The following is an 18,209-nucleotide window of genomic DNA, read 5'->3' on the forward strand; positions in this document are numbered from 1 at the left end:
ATACGCCCTAGTTATCCCACCATGACGCCGCTACTTGAATAGGTGAAGGATCGTTGGATTGCGACACCCACACCACGAGCGCTTTTCTGGTTGTCTTTATGTGCTTGCTGTCAGGCACAGCTAAATGCCCCTTAACGCTTACCACGGCCTGCTCGTTTCTGGCCTTTGCCGGTTGTTGATTTTCGTAGGCTAATAGGGGCAGTGATACGTGTTCATAACCGATAACAACGAAATCGTGAATAAGCTTTCTCCCTGCGTTTTCACCTCGCTTTATGGAAGTTTCAATGCCGAAGCCTAGCAGGGCCGCGTGTGCTGTAAAATCCGAGCGAATATGACTTTGTGCCAACGTATTTTCAAACGTCACGCTAATCTCGCCATCTGAAATAAGTGCATTTAACTCGCCACTTAAAGGGGCTACACGCTGAGGAATTGCCTGACCACGAAACCAGCCATTCCAACCGCGGCCGTTTAAAGCGAACCCTGGTGTAGCAATGGTGTTCGCCTTACCTACATTCTTGTAGTCTCTCTGCCTTTCGCTAAACGCGTTATTTGCGAAAGGATCTTTCCAACCTAGGTAGTCCCAATAGTCTACATGAAAGTTAATTGGCACGATTTCTGTCCAAAGATTGCTACTTTCTACAAAGCCAGATAGCCATTTTTCAGCCGGTGGACAACTGCTGCAGCCCTGCGATGTATAGAGCTCTATTACGGTGGTGTGGTTAGGCGAACTTTTCAGCTGTATAACACCGTTGCTTTCGCTTACTACGTCGTCCATTGCCTTTTTCTTTTCTCTCTTGCTTGCTGAAAGGTAAATAACATCAGATGTTTCGATAGCCCCACTCACAGCGCCACTGTCTGGCTGTGCATTAATACGCCAATCGTAATCAATAAATCGCAACGCATAATGTTGTGGGATGGGGTCTACTAAATAAGGATTGATGTACTGTAGTAAGTCCTTTGCTTTACCTGAGGCAACAAAGTCTTCGGTGTAAAAGTCGAGTATTTCCGATACGAACACTTGCCCGCGTTTATCATCAACGTAAAAGTGCTTTTTGTTAGCAAAAAATTCTGTGGTGGCTTTTTCAAGGGATTGGCCCAGTGTAGCGGCGTAAAATGGAGTTTGTGGTAGCCTCGGGCAGTCTTTAACCATGCAGTTGAGTACAAAGTGAACTCTAGGCTCGCCAAGGGGCCTTATTATGTCGTTTTCGTAGTCATATAAGTTAGTAACCCGACCGCCAATCACTACATCGCGAAACTTGAAAAAAGCCGCGCGAGAAAAAAAGTTGGTAAATCCGTTAGGAATGCCTTCTTCGATAACTCCGTGCATGGCCAACGCGTTGTACGTGTTAATATGATAAGCCATTTCAGATTGCGGTGAATCGAATAACTCAGGGGTCATGGCTGGGCTCGCGAAACTAATAAACGCCACCATATTTTCCAACGGCTGCCTGTTATCTGACAAAGACTTGAAGTCAGTGCGCCCCTCTTCATCAACATAGTGCTGAAGCACATAAGCCCAGTCTGACATTGCTTTGCGATAAGCCTGCTTAAGCTTAATAAGCTCTTCTGTTTGTAAATTACTTTCTGCCGTTGCATTTTCAAATGCTTTACTGCGCGCGGCAAAGGGTAGCGTATAGAGCAGTAAAAGAGATAACATGAAAACACTAACACTTTTAAGCTGAAGCAAATACCGAATCTTCACTACGGTCTCCTTATACTCTTTTCAATGATGACTGGGGCTGCGTATTTTTATGAGGTGTATTGGTAACAAATAGCGTTTTAGTCTCTAAAGGCGGCGTTGTCTCGCTTGTAATACGTGGGGCGTCATCGACAATATTGCGAATGGAGATCACGTTTTCTTGCTTGTAGCGTTTTGAAAGTGGCTCGTACTGCTTCACTTGCCCACGGCGGTCGGTATAAGTCAGAGGCTTTAAGATATGTTCATCCCTTTCAGCATTGTGCTTACACATTGAAACAGGGCCATCAGCAGTCATGACCATAAAAGAGCACGCATGAATTCGGTCTTGCTGAAGCGCGCTGGCATCCATAAAGTTCTGCACAAAAAACGACAGCTTATGTACTCGGCCTTTGCTTTTCACAAGGCTTTTTCGCATTTCTAATAGTTTTATAACGGATGCCTTAGCAAGCTTTAACAACCAGCTTGGGCGCGCTAACAACGCTTTACTATAATCCCACACAATTTTGGCGCTACCGTGTTGCCGGGTAGTTTGTATATGCTTAAAGTCCTCAATAAACTGTGCAAATAAGTGCTCATCATCAACCACCGAATAAACCTGCCCATTGGCAACGAGAGTAGGCATGTAGCTATGGCAGTCACTGTGTCCAATCCGAACTTTCTCCCACGGTAACGCTTTGCGGATGGTGCTTTCAATAGCAGCTTTTACGGTTACAGGGTCAATTACATCAGCCCGTGCCCCCCACTCGCCACGGCCTGTTTCGGCTTGCAGTTGGAATGATGCGAAACTAACCGCGTCGGCACGCGCCACAAAAAAATCCACCAGCATGGGCAATTCAGCGAAGTTGTGGGTGTGCACCGTCGTATTAAAAATTACCATAAGCCCCAAGCCCCTGGCCCGCTCTATATATTCTTCGCGGACAGCATTCAACGATGCTTCATTATCAAAACCTTCTCGCTCTTGCGTGGTATCAACGTGAAAAGCCACATCGTTCAAACCAACGTTTGCTAAGGCCGTTAGCAACTCACGCGTTGCAGCAATACCATTGGTAAATAATGCTGTGTGTAGCCCTAACTGATTAGCATAAGCAACAATTTCAATCAGCTCGCTGCGTTTTCTTAACATGGGGTCGCCGCCCGTAATCTGCACGCTCGTTCCTGGTCCATAATGATTAAGCACGTTGTCTAAACGTTTAAACACTTCATTTATGGGAATATCACGTACCGCTTGAGAATGTTCAGACAAATAGCATAAGGTGCAATCTAGATTGCATTTTTGCGTAATTTCTATGGCTACACAGCCGATGGTGTGCGTTCTTCCCAAAAGTTGATTGGGGGTGAAGTGTTGCCCCATCCGCTGTTGTGTGTGCGCAAGCTGTTGTTCTCTGGTTGTAACGGAATTGCAAGGCATAGCTAAACGTCTTAATGTAACGACAAGATATTTATCAAGACCTATAACAATGAAAAATTCTTTCACTCTGTGGTGCTTTTTTATTCTTTTTTCACTTCCCCTTATGACAAAAGGTAGCCAACAAACGCATGTGCAACACAGCAACGGAGAAGATGAAAAGCCTCTTCAACCTCGCCTAAGCGCATTGCGCTTTTCCGAAGTAAAAAAGCGCGTTTTCTCAGATCCGTATCCTTTTTTTCCCCACTATAAAGTGAGTAAAAAGTTGTTTGACCAAGCAGGAGAAAACCTGCTGCTAAGACACGCAAAACGAACACTAACTTCAAAGGCTGACTTTGTTGAATTAGCCTCAGGTCAAAAGCTGCTCCAGGCCAACGGTATTTGTTTTGCTGGCACTTGGGAAATGGGTGAGAACAGTCCCTATACAGGTCTGTACGAAAAAAGAGTTCGCATTCCCGCTATTGTAAGAGCGTCGGTAAGCTTAAACGGAACAACACAGTCGGAAAAACGTGCGTTTGCTATTGCGGTAAAGCTTTTCCCTTCTAACCAACATTCGGTCAATTTCTTTTTAATGCATTCTCTTGGCGGAACCCGAACTAAACACGTGCTTAGCTTACCTTTAACCAATGAACCTCAATTAGGTGAGCTTCCGCCCTTTAGCCAGTTACTCACGGCCTATCGATTAGAGCAAGATTTAGAATCTGCTGACAAAATGTTTTCAGGAGATAAGGCAAATGCGCGCTTTCGGCCTGTTTCGCATTTAGCTGACATTAATACAGAAAGTTCAATCTCACCCTACTGGCTGCGCGCTACAGCGAGTTCGCAAACGCCCCTTGTTGATAAAGACGACTTCAGAGAGGAACTTAACGTTGCACATTATCCAAACCGTGAAATTGTATTAGACATTCATGCCGCCCCATTTAATGCTAATGGCGCAGACAACGCTGTATGGCAAGATATTGGTCGCTTAAAATTGACTGAATCTGTTGTCTCGTTAACGTGTGACACCCGTCTCCACTTCGCACACCCCATCATTCATTAACCATTTAGACGCAGGGGCTAATCTTACGCGACATAGACAATGCAACTTACGCTCAAAAACGACGCAGGCGAGAAAATATGCGTTATACGGTACAAGGTGATTTTTACACGCTCTTTAACATGACGTAATATAAATAAATATTGCGTAGTTACACCCTACAAATTCATGTACGCAGCACGCCTATTTTATGAGTAAGTAATGCATGTCAGTCAATCTTCGTAGAACCAGCCGCAATCTTCACTTGTGGATATCGTTGTCTATTTTCATTCCTGTCCTGATTGTTGTTGGAAGTGGTCTACTACTACAGGTTAAAAAAGAGTTTGACTGGATCCAGCCTCCAACGCAAAAAGTAGCGGCAGGTGCGCCTGCTCTGTCCTTTGAGCAAGTGCTAAGTACCGTCAAGCAGATACCCCAGGTAAATCTGCAACAGTGGGACGATATCGACCGATTAGATGTCCGCCCAGACAAAGGAATTATTAAAGTGCGCGGTAAGAACCACTGGGAAGTGCAGATCGATGCAACAACCAGCAATGTGCTTCATATTGCTTATCGGCGCACCGATACCATCGAAGCAATTCATGATGGAAGCTGGTTTTTCGAAGGAGCCAAACTATGGCTATTTTTGCCAGCGGCAGTGCTGCTTTTTGTATTATGGGTTACAGGAATGGTTATGCTGGTTACCACATTAAAAAGTAAATACTTTAAACAACATTATAGAAATAGGCAGCACTAGTAGGCCATTACCCAACTACCAAAGCCCAATGCTACAACAAGTACGTAAGCGCAAATTGAACGCTTCGGCCTTGCGCAAATGCAGCTTTATCGTCTGGGCTGACATAGTATTGTTGATTGGAAAGGTTTTGAATGCTTGCTTCTATACGCATGCTGTTCCAATTCCACGAAGCCCCAATGTCCATAGTAAAGACATCGTCCAAGCGCCTTTCACCATCTGCAGCGTCCGACTTAGCTGCACGATAGGTTAGCACTGTAAATCCACGTATTTCATCTATTGAAACGCCAACATCAACCCGATGTCTATTGGCCGGAATATCGGCAATCGGGATACCTGCGTTGTCTTCTCCTTTTATCCACGCCCCCGAAAATCGTCCATCCCATTTGCTATTTATCGGCTGCCATGCAAACTGATAACTGACACCATCTATCTCGGCCTTTGCAACATTACTATATTGCAAAACCTCACCGGTACCTCCAGACACGTCTACGCGCTCTATATAGTCATCGATGGCTTGATGAAACAGTTCAACGGTTCCTGAGAAGTCTTTGTACTGATAAAGTATGCTAGCCTGAATATTAAACGATTTTTCGGTATTGAGGTTACGACGCCCTAAAACCGCTCCCCTTGGAGTTTCACCTGAAAAGTAGCGCTCAGTTAATGATGGGTTTCTAAATGCACTAGAAAAATACAGGCTCGCACTCCAAGCCGTACTCAGTTCTTGATTAACACCAACAAAAGCACTTATGTTTTCACTTGAAACCGTGTCGTTTTCATTTCGTTGCTGTTGCCAATCTACCCGAGTGCCTACTGCAATTGCAGAACGGCCAAAATGCCTTGATACATCAAACAGCGCGGCCGCATTAACTTCACTGGCATCTAAGGTGTTTATATCGTACGTTAGCTGATCAAAAAGCGAATACTCTTGTTCATTGATAATGACGCCATTTCTGGCTCTACCTTGAATGCGCCAGTTGGCTGACCAATTGCGGTATAACAAGGTTTTTCCTGTATCTATGCCAACGTCAAAGGCTTCGTTCTGACTTGTGTTTATCCGATTCCCAGGCCTTAAAATATGAGTATCAAGCGTAGATTTATGCCACCATACATTGGTATCTAGCCCGTTAATATCGAAGCGTAATTTGCCAAGCCAATGGGTGTTTTTAGGGTACGTTGTGATCCTGCTTTCGGGGAAATCGCTGCTCGATTTACCTATATCTTTATTATGTGAATACAGTGTCCACGCTTCTTTTAAAACGCCACTGTCAAAGCGTTGCCTAACAAATGCCGACGATTGCGTGAATTGGTCAAATAACGTGTTGCCATTTGCATCTGTACCATTATTTGCAGTGCGGTAGGACAAATGCCAATCGGTTGTTCCCATGTTTTCATACTCTAATACGCTGGCGTAACTGTATTCTGATAATCTTTGATTTTCACTAAAAGCAAAGCGCGCATGAGGAGTAAAGTTTTCGGCAAATAGTACATTGACAGCGCCACCAATAGCGCCCGACCCAAGATATGTCGATGTGGCGCCCGGCAATACGCTAACCCGTTCTATAAGACTTGGAGCCACAAAGCTCACGCTAGCACCGGCTCTACGATCGCTGGTAATAGGTACACCGTCAATGAGTGACTGCACTCGCCATCGAGAAAAGCCTCGAATATTGATATTTTGAATTTGCCCCCCTTGCCCATTTAAATTGACCGAAGGAGACTGGACCAGCAGCTCGTTAGCACTCGCAGACAAGGGAGAGTTTCTCTTATTGTATTCGAAATGGGGAAATATTTTGTTTAGTGTCTCATCAAAAAAAGGCCGTTTTACCGTAACAGTGTACGTTTCAACATATTCTGCATTTGCTAAAAAAGAGCACAGAAAAGCACAAAGGCTTGCTGCAAAAAGCGGTTTTTGATGGCATGTTTTGTACGTTAAAAAGGTTTTCATTTATCCACGACAACTAAAGAGTGAACGGTAAGAATTGATATTACGCTTATGGGGCATCAGTCGTTTATAACCAAACTGATAGTGATGAGACGTAGATTTTTTTATACGTCTGAAGCAGCAAAAAAACATGGCAGCGTTGCTGCTGCCATGTCGTTTTTTACGCGCCAATAACTCGCTGTTATTTCGTTATAACCGGAAGGCCTGCTGTCCAAGGTCCTCCCTGTTTTACTACGGCTTGCTGAAGCGCTGGCACCGTTGACGTTTGAAGCGTTTTAATTTGCTCACTGATTTCGGTCAAGCTTTCGCTGGCAAAATTCAACTGCTCTTTATGCTGTTGAGTAGGACCATAAGTAGAGCGTAGCGCTGAGCGTGCATACCCCAATCGGCTCATTATCGTCGCTGGTGTCGCACCTTTACGCTGACGTGATTCTAAACCGAACAGAGTATTGTTAATAGCATTGAGCGCTTGGTCGATTGACGCGTATGACGTCTCTAACGCAGCTATATCAGATGGTGTTCTATCAATAGCAACTCGCAACAGCGTCATCGTTTCATTGAGCTGTTTTAGTACAGCAGATGCTGTCATCGCTTGCTTTTGTACACGTTCAATATTTGCAGTGAAAGCGGCTATTTCATCAGCACTTGGGCCTTCTAGCGCTCCCGTGTAAATAGACTCTAAGACAAAGTCGACAGGCTCGGCAAGCTGCGTAACCACTGCGCCTTCTCGCTTAAACAACGTTGCAGAGTAATTACCAGGTAACGCTGGTAGTCCTCTACCTCTCCCTTTGCTATCCGCAAGTGGCATTGACGCTGCGAAGTCCATGCCCCATGTCACGCGGTGAAGGCCTTTCTTAGTACTACCTTCCACACGGTTCACTATATCGCCTGCGCTATCGCGAATTTCTAGATAAACAGCAGGCTTTGGCTCTTCTATTTCTGCTTCAACCGCTTCCCAAGATGGGTACTTGGGATATTTTTTATCATCAAGGCGTTTTTTCTCTGCCTCTTGACGCTTTTCTTTCGCCGTTAAAATACTGTCTTTAAGGAAATACGTAAGGGTCGCACCGTGCGCTGGATTCTTAGCCGCGTAGCGATCGTCACCATCTGAATCGGTATGATTGTCGTCTAAATTAAACCATTTAACCGGGCGACTTGGCGCAAACAACAAGGCATCTTCTTGCAAGGCCTTTGGACTAAGTTCGCGCAAGGGCGCATAGTCATCTAGGATATAAATACCACGGCCGAACGTACCGGCAACCAGATCGTTTTCGCGTCGTTGAATTTTTACATCCCGAGTAGAAATGGTAGGAATTCCACCGTCCAATTCAACCCACTCTTTACCGCCATCAACCGTAAAAAACACACCGAACTCTGTGCCGATAAACATAAGATTTTTGTTAACGTGATCTTGAACTATACGCCACACCAAATGCTTTTCGGGGAGATCATCGGCAAGCGATGTCCATTTTTTACCCAAATTCGTCGACTTGATTAAATAGGGCTTATAGTCGCCGTATTTGTGATTGTCTAAGGCAACATATACCGTGTTGGGGTCAAATAAATCAGCGCGAATGTCATTAACATAGGCTGTTTCAGGAATGCCTTTGATATCGTCTAATTCGATTTTTTTCCAATTTTTGCCACCGTCTGTGGTCACTTGGATCAAACCGTCGTCCGTCCCTACCCATAATATATTTTCATCAACAGGACTTTCAGCGAAATTAGCTATGGTGTGAAATTCAGACATGGCGTACAAATCCCACCCTGCCTCTACAGACCACGTTCTTCCCATCATTGGCATATGCATGCGATTTTTGTTCATAGTGAGGTCGCCAGAAATTGCTGTCCAGCTATCACCGCGATCATCACTACGCCACACACGCTGAGACGCAAAATAAATACGTTTCGGATCGTGGGCAGATACGTTTATCGGTGCATCCCAGTTAAAACGCTCAGCGGGATCGCCCGGAAGCGGCTGAGGTTTGATATAGACACCTTCTTTTGTAGTCATGTCTACACGGGTAAGGTTTCCCTGTTGCCACTGAGAATAAATGATATCAGGGTTTCCTGGTTCAACCGCTGGCTGGTGACCGTCCCCCCCTAAGGTTAAGAACCAATCTTTGTTTTTTATACCTTCTTTTCGGTTGGTGCGAGACGGACCACCTTGTGTAGAGTTGTCTTGTGCGCCTGCATACACATTATAAAACGGTGTCGCGTCATCAGGGGCAACTTTATAGAACTGCGTAATTGGCAAATTCGCCATGAAACGCCAGTTTGCCATTCTGTCGTGAGACATATAAATCCCACCGTCAGAGCCCATAAGAACAAAGTCAGGATCGGTAGGATGAAACGCCATAGCATGGTCATCTACGTGTTTGCGCTTCGTATTTATTGGTGTCCAGGTTTTACCGCCATCATCGGAAACTTTGCTGTAGTTACTGGCTATGTAGACGCGATCGAATTGATGTTGGTCTGCAAAGATTTCTTGATAATAGTGTGGGCCAGTACCGCCGCCAACTTCATCAGACATCTTCTTCCAGCTTGCCCCTTGGTTGTCAGAGCGATAAAAACCACCGCCGCGATTATCGGTTTCAATAGTGGCATAAAGCACATCAGGGTTCATCGGTGATATTGCCATACCGATTTTACCCATATTGCCACTTGGCAGTCCTGTCTTAAGCTCGGTCCACGTTTCACCACCATCATCAGAAGTATGTATTCCTGCTCCTTCATTCGTGCCAACATAAGCGGCGATCGTGCGCTGACGCGACCACGTGGCAGCGTAGAGCTTATCTGGATTTCTAGGGTCAATAATTAAAGACGTAACGCCCGTCCATTCGTCTGCTGTAGTGAGAACCTGCTTCCACGTTTCACCGCCGTCTGTGGTTTTATACAAGCCGCGTTCACCACCTCCAGTCCACAGTGGCCCTTGTGCCGAAACCCAAACAATATCTGGGTTTGTGGGATGAATGATGATATCGGAAACGTGTTCGGATTTGGTTAATCCCATATTTTTCCACGTTTTACCGCCGTCCATCGACTTATACACACCGTCACCAAAACTAATGTGTCGGCCGCCGTTATTCTCGCCCGTGCCTACCCATACGATATTCGAGTTGCTCGGTGCTATAGTAACGTCCCCCGTTGAATAAACGGCCTGCTTGTCGAATATAGGTTCCCATGTCGTTCCAGCATTGGTTGTTTTCCACACACCACCTGAGCCCACAGCGGTATACCAAGTAGAAGGGTTATTCTGGTCAATAGCAATATCAGCAATACGGCCAGACATATAGGCTGGACCTATACTTCTTAGCTCCATCGCTTCGAAAGTTTTACTATTAAAGGTGGTATTTTTGTCGTCAGATTTGGCTGCCCATGCAGGCGAGTATGACAGCGCTATAGATACAGCAACTGCAGCTTTTAAAAGCTTTTTCATTTTTTGTCCCTGGATTTCGTCGTTATTATTTTTCACGTACTAGCATTACTTAATATTTACACCTGTTACAACAGATAACACGACAAATTGACCAGTTTAAAAGTTAAACATTGTTTAAATTTTCATTTAAATAAAACTTATCCGCACAGGTCATTACCTACTCAGCGAGAGTTTGAATGTTCGCAATCGCGGCGTGTTTCGTGAAAAAACGATGATTTCGGTTGATTGTAAATAAGCCCCCTACCAACAATGCTTATGCATACCTTGCGCAGTAATGCGCAGACTGACAAGCTTCGCTATACTGACGCACTATATTGACTTGATTAGTGGCACGCTTATATCTCTTCCATATAAAATTCTATTTTACTCACACCACAATCTGGACATACCCAAGTATCAGGCACATCGCACCACAGCGTACCGGGCGCTATACCCTCGTCAGGCGCGCCCAATACTTCGTCGTAGATCCAGCCACAGATTTGGCATTTATAGCGCTTCATAAACGTACTCATTTCACGCAATACGTTGCTGCTGTTCACGCCCGTATTCAGGGTGATGTTTATCCTGACAAGGCCGATAAAGCTGCGTTTCCCATTTTTCAATTAGCGCTAACCCTCCAGAGTTCCAAGGATGAAAATCCGGTTTAAAAAACGCTTTATAGGGCTGACGCAACGAGCGCCATAAACCGTTTGCTCCAAACATCCACCGAGAAAAATCACGCCACTCTCGCCAGCTTTTCCATTTACCGGTTTTGAACGCGAGTATCAACATAAAACGTCCTAACCGCAGCGACAGTAAAGCAATGGCAAGCTTCATCACGCGATGAAGATAAGGTTGGTCTCCAACGCACATTTGGTAAACATCAAATGCTACAGCTTTATGCTCTAACTCTTCCACAGCATGCCACATCATTAAGTCTTTAAAGGGCGCTTCCATACCGTCAAAGAGTTCAGGATGCGCTAATGCATGCTCGGCCATAATACCCGTGATGTGCTCAATAGATACCGTGTGCGCAAGCCTGAACTTATCACTATATTTAGACACTCGTTTTTTAATTAATTTCTTTAACGACTTCTGAATACTTGCGGTATCGTAGCCAAGTCTATCTAGCTCTTTATTTATTTTCCCATGCTGATGGCTATGGTGGCCTTCTTGTCCTATGAAGCCTTTTACCTGCCGTTTAAGATCAGGGTCGTGAATGCGGTTGCGATAATTACGGACAGAATTAAGAAACTCTGTCTCTCCATCTGGAAATGACGTTGACATACCTGCAATAAAAGCAGATTTATAAATGTTGTCGTCAAAAAATTTCAGGCTTTGAAGACAGCCAAAAGGAAATTCCATGTGGCGGGGCTTTATCTCTAGTTTTAAATGATCAAACTGATGCTTTTTCATCGCTTTCTCCCTTTATCATTCTGTTCAAAATGATATTTCGCATTCAAGCATGGCGTCTTCTTCACACCTCGCCCATGTGAATACAATGCAAATTTTTTGTTAAATGATGTCAGTTTGCCTGCGATAACGGGCCGCGATCACGAACATGTTAACTCTCGCTGAATGGCTAAGGAGCTATACGGATTGATATTTATACGGCACGCCTGAATTCTCCAGGCGTAGCGCCCACGATTGATTTGAACGATTTGGAAAAGCTTGACGCGTCATTGAAACCTAGGATTTCAGCGATCTCCTCTACGGTGGCCCCCTCTAGGAGAAGCCGCTTTGCTTCCTCAACGATAATGCGGTGCTTAAGCGCTTTAAAGGTAAGCCCCTCATCTTTCAATCGCCGTTGAAGGCTACTGGGCGACATACAAAGTTCGTTTGCCACCGCCTTGATGTTTAACATGTTGGTGGGAGAATGTTTAAGCAAATCAGTAACAATGGTCTTTACATCATTTGAAGTGAGTGACGCAAGCGTTTCCAAACATTGCGTCTCGGCAAGTGTTACAAAGCTATTGTCGATACTGTCGATGGGGAGATTAGACCACGCTAGCGGAACCAGAAGTTCGTCTTGTACTTCGTTAAAAGACACCGACAGTGCTTCTTGCCATTGTTGAGGTACATAACTCGGTTTTTTACTTTTTAAACGGATACGACAACGATCATTCACATGGTGCCGCTTTAATTTTTGGCCAATAAGAATGGTAAAGCTGACCATAACAGCAAGCGTAATATAAGGTGAACGCTCTAGGTAATCACTTTGAGGGATAACGTGTAAAAAACCATCACGCTTTTCCAATACAAGGGCTCTGTTGCTTGCCCTGCTTCGATAATATTTTTGTGCCAGTAACAGCATTTGTTCAAGGTTTTTAGCGCCTTGAATGGTTACGCCCAAAGCGCCATGAAGTGAAAACGTCATGGTTTTCGCGAGCTCAGCAGCCTTTAAAAACGGAAACTCTAGTGCTTCAAATAAGTTGGCGCAAAGTGTATTGAAGTCTGCGTCATCAACAAATAATGGTGGGTTCAATAACTGCTGAGGTGATAAACCAACGTCTTTTAGCAGTACATCCATTGAAACATTCTGTTCCATAGCAAAATTCCGCAGATGTGCCACATAATCACCTGATATTACATGCTTTTTTCCTGCGAAATGTTTACTGAGCATCAGCCTGACCTCAAATGACAAAGATTTTGCGACGTTACCACCTTAAAATTAACAATTCAATAACACATTATTTACATGTGTATTTTAAAGGTGTCCTTACTTTTATTATGAAAACCACTAAAACCATTAGCGATAAGGACCGATTCCATGGTTCAGTTTTCGCGCTTACCGGCGCAGCATCCGGTATTGGAAGAGCATTAGCATTTGAGCTGGCTTCTGCGGGTTGTCACCTTGCACTGTGTGATAAAGATCCAGCGAATTTAAATGCTGTTCGTCTTGAAGTTGTGGAAGAATTTCCTTATTGCGACATTACCACTCATGTATTGGATGTTTCAGATGAACACGACGTTGAACTTTGGGCACATGACTGCAAAGAGCATTTCGGTGAGATAAATGGATTAATAAATAACGCTGGCGTGAGCTTGTCTGCCAGCGTTGAGTCGGTTGATTTAAAAGACTTTCATTGGTTGATGAACATCAACTTCTGGGGCGTGGTTCACTGTACGAAAGCGTTCCTTACGCTGATCAAGTCCGCTTCCTGGGGACACATTGTAAATGTATCTAGTTTGTTTGGCCTGATTGGCACCCCGAACAGCGCTGCTTATAATGCGTCGAAGTTCGCTGTAAGGGGGTTTAGCGACAGTCTGAGCATGGAGTTGCAAATCAGCGCTCCCCACGTATGTGTTACCTGTGTTCATCCTGGTGGTGTGAAAACGTCGATTGTTGACAACGGGCGAGAAGGTTCACAAAGAGTAGGCTCGGCAGCATCAATGACCCTTGAACAGCGCAGAGCACGCTTTAACGACAAGTTAGCGAGAACGTCAGCTCAAGAAGCTGCCGCCACAATTATGCAAGCCATTATACGTAAAAGAACGCGGATACTAGTGGGTACAGATGCCAAATTATTAGACAAATTACAGCGATATGCCCCCTCAAAATATCAAACATTAATTGTGAGATTGTTGGGATAACGCGGGTATCACTTTGTGTTTTAAAGGACAGCACGCTAATGAATAAGCACGTCGATATTGTTGTAGTAGGAGCAGGGCTTTCTGGGATTGGTTTAAGCTATTACTTGAAAACCTTGTGCCCCAATAAATCATTAATGATCTTGGAAGGTCGAGACAGCCTTGGCGGAACTTGGGATTTATTTAAATATCCAGGTGTGCGCTCAGACAGTGACATGTATACGTACGGATACCAATTCAACCCGTGGACAGAACGAGAATCCTTAGCGACTGGCGACCGCATATGCCAGTACTTAAAAGATACTGCGAAAAAATTTGATATTGAAAAGCACATCCATTACCAACACAAAGTGACCCATTTGAACTGGAACACTATGAAGAAGCGATGGGAAGTCAGTGTTAATGGACCGCAGGGAAGTGAGATAATTCACGCGCAATACCTTTTTGCCTGCAGCGGTTATTACGACTACTCACAAGGCCATAGTCCAACGTTTAAAGGCAGCGAACAATTCAAAGGTGAGCTAATTCACCCTCAGTTTTGGCCCGATGACGTAGAATACGAAAACAAAAATGTTGTGGTAATCGGCAGTGGGGCAACCGCCGTTACCCTTGTGCCTAACCTTGCCAAAAAAGCCAAGCATGTGGTTATGCTTCAACGTTCTCCCACTTATATTCTATCTCGGCCCCAGCGCGACTTTATTACCAAAGTGGCACAAGCTATATTGCCGGCGAAGGCAGCCTCTAAACTAGTCCGCAAGAAAAATATATGGTTAGGCAAGTTTTACTTCAACTACATGACAAAGCACCCAGAGAAAGCAAAAAAAATAATTAATAAGAAACGTCGCCAATTATTGAAAAAAGACATTGATGGCAAGCATTTTTCGCCTCGATATAATCCATGGGAGCAAAGGCTTTGCTTAGTACCTGATGCAGACTTATTCAACAGCCTTAATGAAAATAAAGCATCCATCGTTACCGATGAAATTTGTCATTTTACTGAAACCGGGATCCAAACAAAGCAGCATCATTTAGACGCTGATATCGTCATTACCGCAACAGGGTTAAAAATGTTGTTTATGTCGGGTGTGGACATATGCGTAGACGGATGTGTTCAAGATATAGGTAATAAGATGTTTTACCAAGGGGCTTTACTGCAAGATATTCCCAACTTTGGTATGGTATTCGGCTACACCAACGCGTCCTGGACGCTAAAAGTTGAGTTGGTTTCTCAGTATATATGTCGACTCATTAACCATATCGATGCTAATAACGCGCAATATTTTGTGCCAACAGCAGCCCCCGATATCAAGCCAGAGTTGTTTCTCAACCTTTCTTCCGGATATATAAAGCGCTCTGAAGACAGTATTCCTAAGCAAGGTCATAAAGCCCCATGGCGTTTAGATCAAGACTACGACACTGATAAAGCACGTCTTACTACGGCGACATTTCCTGAATCGGGCCTTGAGATACGTTGTTAATGTGTAATTTTATAAAGCGTACTGTGCACTTAGCATTGTGCTTGAAGTGAGGTTATATAGCGGCAACCTCGTATTTTCGAGGCAGGTTAGTACAAACTGCTATTTATCTTCGTGAACTATAATTTTGCGCTGACCAAGTTAGCGAGAAGGCAATATTGGCCCTCTCGCCGCCTGATTAAAACGTCACGATGTCGTCGTTAACTAAATGCCCTACCACATCGCTTTTCTCTGCATCTTCAAAAGCACCATCAATAGCTTTAAATCGGTTTGCAGTAACTTTTCGGTAATTGGGGTGAGTGTAAATATACGTTTGCTTAGAGATAAGGGCTTCAATTACGCGCTTCGCCAGCATGTTTGCTGGGATCCCCGACTCGACAGCTTGTGTTGCTGCTTTCGCTCCGGCCATTAGTTTTTCTTTGTTTATGCGTTTATCTGGCGCTACCGCATATTTTTCCTGTCTATTTCGATAAGACTCGTGAATTCGCGTTTTTACAAACGCTGGACACAATACACTGGTATGAATGTTGAAAGGATGAAGTTCAGCAACCCAACTCTCTGTCATCGACACAACAGCAGCTTTAGATGCACAGTAAGCGCCAGCGTATGGCATGCCCATCATGCCGGCCATTGAAGCCACATTAAGAACCCAACCGCCCTCGCCGTGTTCTTTTATTGAAGGGATACAGGCTTGTGCGCCGAAAAGTACCCCCATAACGTTTACGTCCATCACCCAACGCCATGTTTCGTGTTCAGACTCTTCGACCTTTCCTGGTGTACCACCAACACCTGCATTGTTTACCACCATGTGTATCTTGCCGAACTTTTCTTTGGCGCTAGACACAATCGCTTCCCACTGAGAAAACTCGGTTACATCAAGGGCACACGTTAGTACGTTATAGCCTTTCTCCCTTAACCCATTTGCAGCGTTGTCTAGTGCAATATTGTCGATATCGCCCATTACGATATTCATGCCTTGCTCAGCTAAAGCATAAGACAGGGAAAGCCCAATACCGCCTGCTGCACCAGAAATTATTGCCGTTTTTCCAAAAAATTCACTCGTCATTGTAAGGACCTTTTATTGTTTTCTTGTCACACATTAGCGTTTAACCAACGATGCTTCGTGATGTGGTAGTTAGTTATACTTTCTAGAGTAGAATTTGATGACGAGACTAAAAACTTTATTTAGCGAATTAGCATGACTTCATGAAAATGATATAAAACCAACCTGAATAGATGATTACTTTTTCAGCGAGACTAAACGTGTTCACTGAGTGGGTAATGATCTATGCGGATTGGTATAAACGAGTACAAGCTAACGCTTATACTCGTTGAGCAATGACTTGTTGGAATTTCCCTTAATTCTTTCCGTACTTGCTTCATTACCTAGTTTGCAGGCATTACATATACTTCGCGAACGCACGCAGAGTCATCTGCACTAAGCGCGAAGAATACCGACTTAGCGATATCCTCAGGCTGTAATTTATCGTCCTTTGGCTCATCAAAAAATGGGGTATTAACCATACCGGGGCAAATTGTTGTGCACCGCCCTCCCCATTCGCGCATCTCCTCTGCTAGGTTTTGCCCAAAGCCGTAGGCAAACCACTTGCTTGCGCCATACACCGACCCCTTCAGTGCAATGCGACCAGCGACTGACGAGGTAATAATAAAATGTCCCTTAGTGTTGCGCAGATATGACAAGCCCGCCTTCGCTGTGTAAAGCAGTCCGTTCACATTGGCACCCAGCATACCTTGCCAATCTTTAACATCGCCGTTTTCTATGCCCGCCGCTTTTGCACCACGTCCAGCGTTTGCGAAAATACCGTCGATACGTCCAAAGTGTGTATTAACCTTGCTAAATGCCGCTTCTATATCGCTGAAATCGCTAACATCTGCAGCTACCGCAAACGCTTTTTCTTCACCCAGTTCATTCACTATGGCACGCAGTTTTTCCTCACTTCGTGCTATGAGTGCGACGCGATAGCCCTTGTTCACTAAATATTTGGCGGTTGCTTTACCGATACCGCTTGAGGCCCCGGTTATGGCAATAATCTTTTCTTCACTGGATATGTTTGTCATACATTCTCCTTGTTGGTTTGGCGCTCATCAGCAAACAATTAAGCTAGGGGATGCGCACAAACTTATTCTGCTAAAAATGTGGTTTTAGAGGCATCACGTAAACACCTAGGCAATCATTTCGCTAATTTTGCCTACAAAGGCCGATATATCATCAGGGTTTCTGCTCGTTACTAGCTTGTCATGCACCACAACCTTGTCATCGACCCACGTTGCTCCCGCGTTTTTCAGGTCAGTTCGAATACTCGGAAACGACGTCAACGTGGCGCCTTTTGCTAACCCAGACTCCACGAGTAACCATGGTCCGTGACAAATAGCCCCCACGGCTTTAACACCATTTGCGCTGTTTGCACGTTTAATAAAAGTCACCGCGTCGTCTTTTGTTCTCAGTACATCTGGATTTATCTGGCCACCTGGCAGTACAAGGGCATCATAGTCCTCAGGGCTAACTGTCGAGACCTGTTTATCCACTTTTACCGTTTTACCCCAGTCATCCTCGTCCCACGCTTTGATAGAAGATTGTTCGTCTACGGATAGTATGTCTACCTCTGCCCCTTGCTCAATGAACATGTCTCGAGGTTTTATTAATTCACTTTGCTCAAACCCATGGGTTGCCAAAATAGCGATTTTTTTACCTTTTAACTCGTTGCTATTACTCATTGTTTGTCCTTTTTAACGAAAACATGAGTATCGTTGCAAATTACAAACCATCCCCCTAAGTCACTTAACCCCTTAAAATAAAATAAAAAAACAAACCAAAGCCATTCATTTCAATCACATACTTTGGCGGGTATTTTCAAAACATGGGAATGATTTACACAATAGCTT

General features: G+C 44.4%; 14 protein-coding genes. 4 read left to right on the forward strand and 10 right to left on the reverse strand.

The genetic code is table 11. From position 1 onward, the window contains the following. Positions 1-7: 7 nt before the first annotated feature. Together BK026_RS08880 and BK026_RS08885 are read right to left on the reverse strand one after the other, a co-directional pair. A complete protein-coding gene (locus BK026_RS08880; protein WP_071815546.1) occupies positions 8-1,702 on the reverse strand; it encodes a DUF1223 domain-containing protein in 1,695 nt (564 codons plus the stop codon). A 10-nt stretch (positions 1,703-1,712) separates the two neighbouring features. Then, a complete protein-coding gene (locus BK026_RS08885) occupies positions 1,713-3,173 on the reverse strand; it encodes a radical SAM protein (RefSeq protein WP_256253739.1) in 1,461 nt (486 codons plus the stop codon). On the opposite strand from BK026_RS08885, the gene BK026_RS08890 reads away from it, so the two are divergent. Both BK026_RS08890 and BK026_RS08895 read left to right on the forward strand, forming a co-directional pair. Continuing rightward, on the forward strand, positions 3,157-4,146 hold the full coding sequence (locus BK026_RS08890) for a hypothetical protein (protein WP_256253740.1): 990 nt from the start codon (positions 3,157-3,159) through the stop codon (positions 4,144-4,146). The two genes, BK026_RS08885 and BK026_RS08890, sit on opposite strands and share 17 nt — an antisense overlap. 202 nt (positions 4,147-4,348) lie before the next feature. After that, the gene (locus BK026_RS08895) at positions 4,349-4,879 is read left to right on the forward strand and encodes a PepSY-associated TM helix domain-containing protein (RefSeq protein ID WP_071815547.1); all 531 of its coding nucleotides are present in this window, start codon (positions 4,349-4,351) and stop codon (positions 4,877-4,879) included. Positions 4,880-4,910: 31 nt separating this feature from the next. On the opposite strand, the gene BK026_RS08900 is transcribed toward BK026_RS08895, so the two are convergent. The 5 genes from BK026_RS08900 to BK026_RS08920 all read right to left on the reverse strand — a co-directional run bounded on the left by BK026_RS08900 (position 4,911) and on the right by BK026_RS08920 (position 12,787). Next, positions 4,911-6,824: a TonB-dependent siderophore receptor gene (locus BK026_RS08900; protein WP_071815548.1), complete on the reverse strand. Its 1,914-nt coding sequence runs from the start codon at positions 6,822-6,824 to the stop codon at positions 4,911-4,913. A gap of 178 nt (positions 6,825-7,002) precedes the next feature. Beyond that, positions 7,003-10,260 (reverse strand): glycosyl hydrolase, encoded by a 3,258-nt coding sequence (locus BK026_RS08905; RefSeq protein ID WP_071815549.1) that lies wholly within the window; start codon positions 10,258-10,260, stop codon positions 7,003-7,005. Between the two features lie 335 nt (positions 10,261-10,595). Next, positions 10,596-10,760 carry a rubredoxin gene (locus BK026_RS08910; protein WP_071817572.1) on the reverse strand — a complete coding sequence of 55 codons (165 nt, stop codon included), beginning with the start codon at positions 10,758-10,760 and terminating at the stop codon, positions 10,596-10,598. A gap of 13 nt (positions 10,761-10,773) precedes the next feature. Beyond that, positions 10,774-11,655 carry a metal-dependent hydrolase gene (locus BK026_RS08915; RefSeq protein ID WP_071815550.1) on the reverse strand — a complete coding sequence of 294 codons (882 nt, stop codon included), beginning with the start codon at positions 11,653-11,655 and terminating at the stop codon, positions 10,774-10,776. A gap of 190 nt (positions 11,656-11,845) precedes the next feature. Beyond that, positions 11,846-12,787: an AraC family transcriptional regulator gene (locus BK026_RS08920; RefSeq protein ID WP_177247898.1), complete on the reverse strand. Its 942-nt coding sequence runs from the start codon at positions 12,785-12,787 to the stop codon at positions 11,846-11,848. A gap of 182 nt (positions 12,788-12,969) precedes the next feature. Between BK026_RS08920 and BK026_RS08925 the strand changes: the two genes are divergently transcribed. Further along, on the forward strand, positions 12,970-13,833 hold the full coding sequence (locus BK026_RS08925) for an SDR family oxidoreductase (RefSeq protein WP_256253741.1): 864 nt from the start codon (positions 12,970-12,972) through the stop codon (positions 13,831-13,833). A 38-nt stretch (positions 13,834-13,871) separates the two neighbouring features. Beyond that, on the forward strand, positions 13,872-15,308 hold the full coding sequence (locus BK026_RS08930) for an NAD(P)/FAD-dependent oxidoreductase (protein WP_071815552.1): 1,437 nt from the start codon (positions 13,872-13,874) through the stop codon (positions 15,306-15,308). Positions 15,309-15,483: 175 nt separating this feature from the next. Here the strand turns inward: BK026_RS08930 and BK026_RS08935 are convergent, their stop codons facing one another. The 3 genes from BK026_RS08935 to BK026_RS08945 all read right to left on the reverse strand — a co-directional run bounded on the left by BK026_RS08935 (position 15,484) and on the right by BK026_RS08945 (position 18,041). After that, positions 15,484-16,371 (reverse strand): SDR family NAD(P)-dependent oxidoreductase, encoded by an 888-nt coding sequence (locus BK026_RS08935; protein ID WP_071815553.1) that lies wholly within the window; start codon positions 16,369-16,371, stop codon positions 15,484-15,486. Between the two features lie 320 nt (positions 16,372-16,691). Next, positions 16,692-17,384 (reverse strand): SDR family oxidoreductase, encoded by a 693-nt coding sequence (locus tag BK026_RS08940; RefSeq protein ID WP_071815554.1) that lies wholly within the window; start codon positions 17,382-17,384, stop codon positions 16,692-16,694. Positions 17,385-17,489: 105 nt separating this feature from the next. Beyond that, positions 17,490-18,041, reverse strand: a complete 552-nt coding sequence (locus tag BK026_RS08945; RefSeq protein ID WP_071815555.1) for a type 1 glutamine amidotransferase domain-containing protein — start codon at positions 18,039-18,041, stop codon at positions 17,490-17,492. Positions 18,042-18,209: the final 168 nt, after the last annotated feature.

Source organism: Alteromonas sp. V450, assembly GCF_001885075.1.
In the GTDB taxonomy this organism is placed as follows: Bacteria; Pseudomonadota; Gammaproteobacteria; order Enterobacterales; family Alteromonadaceae; genus Alteromonas.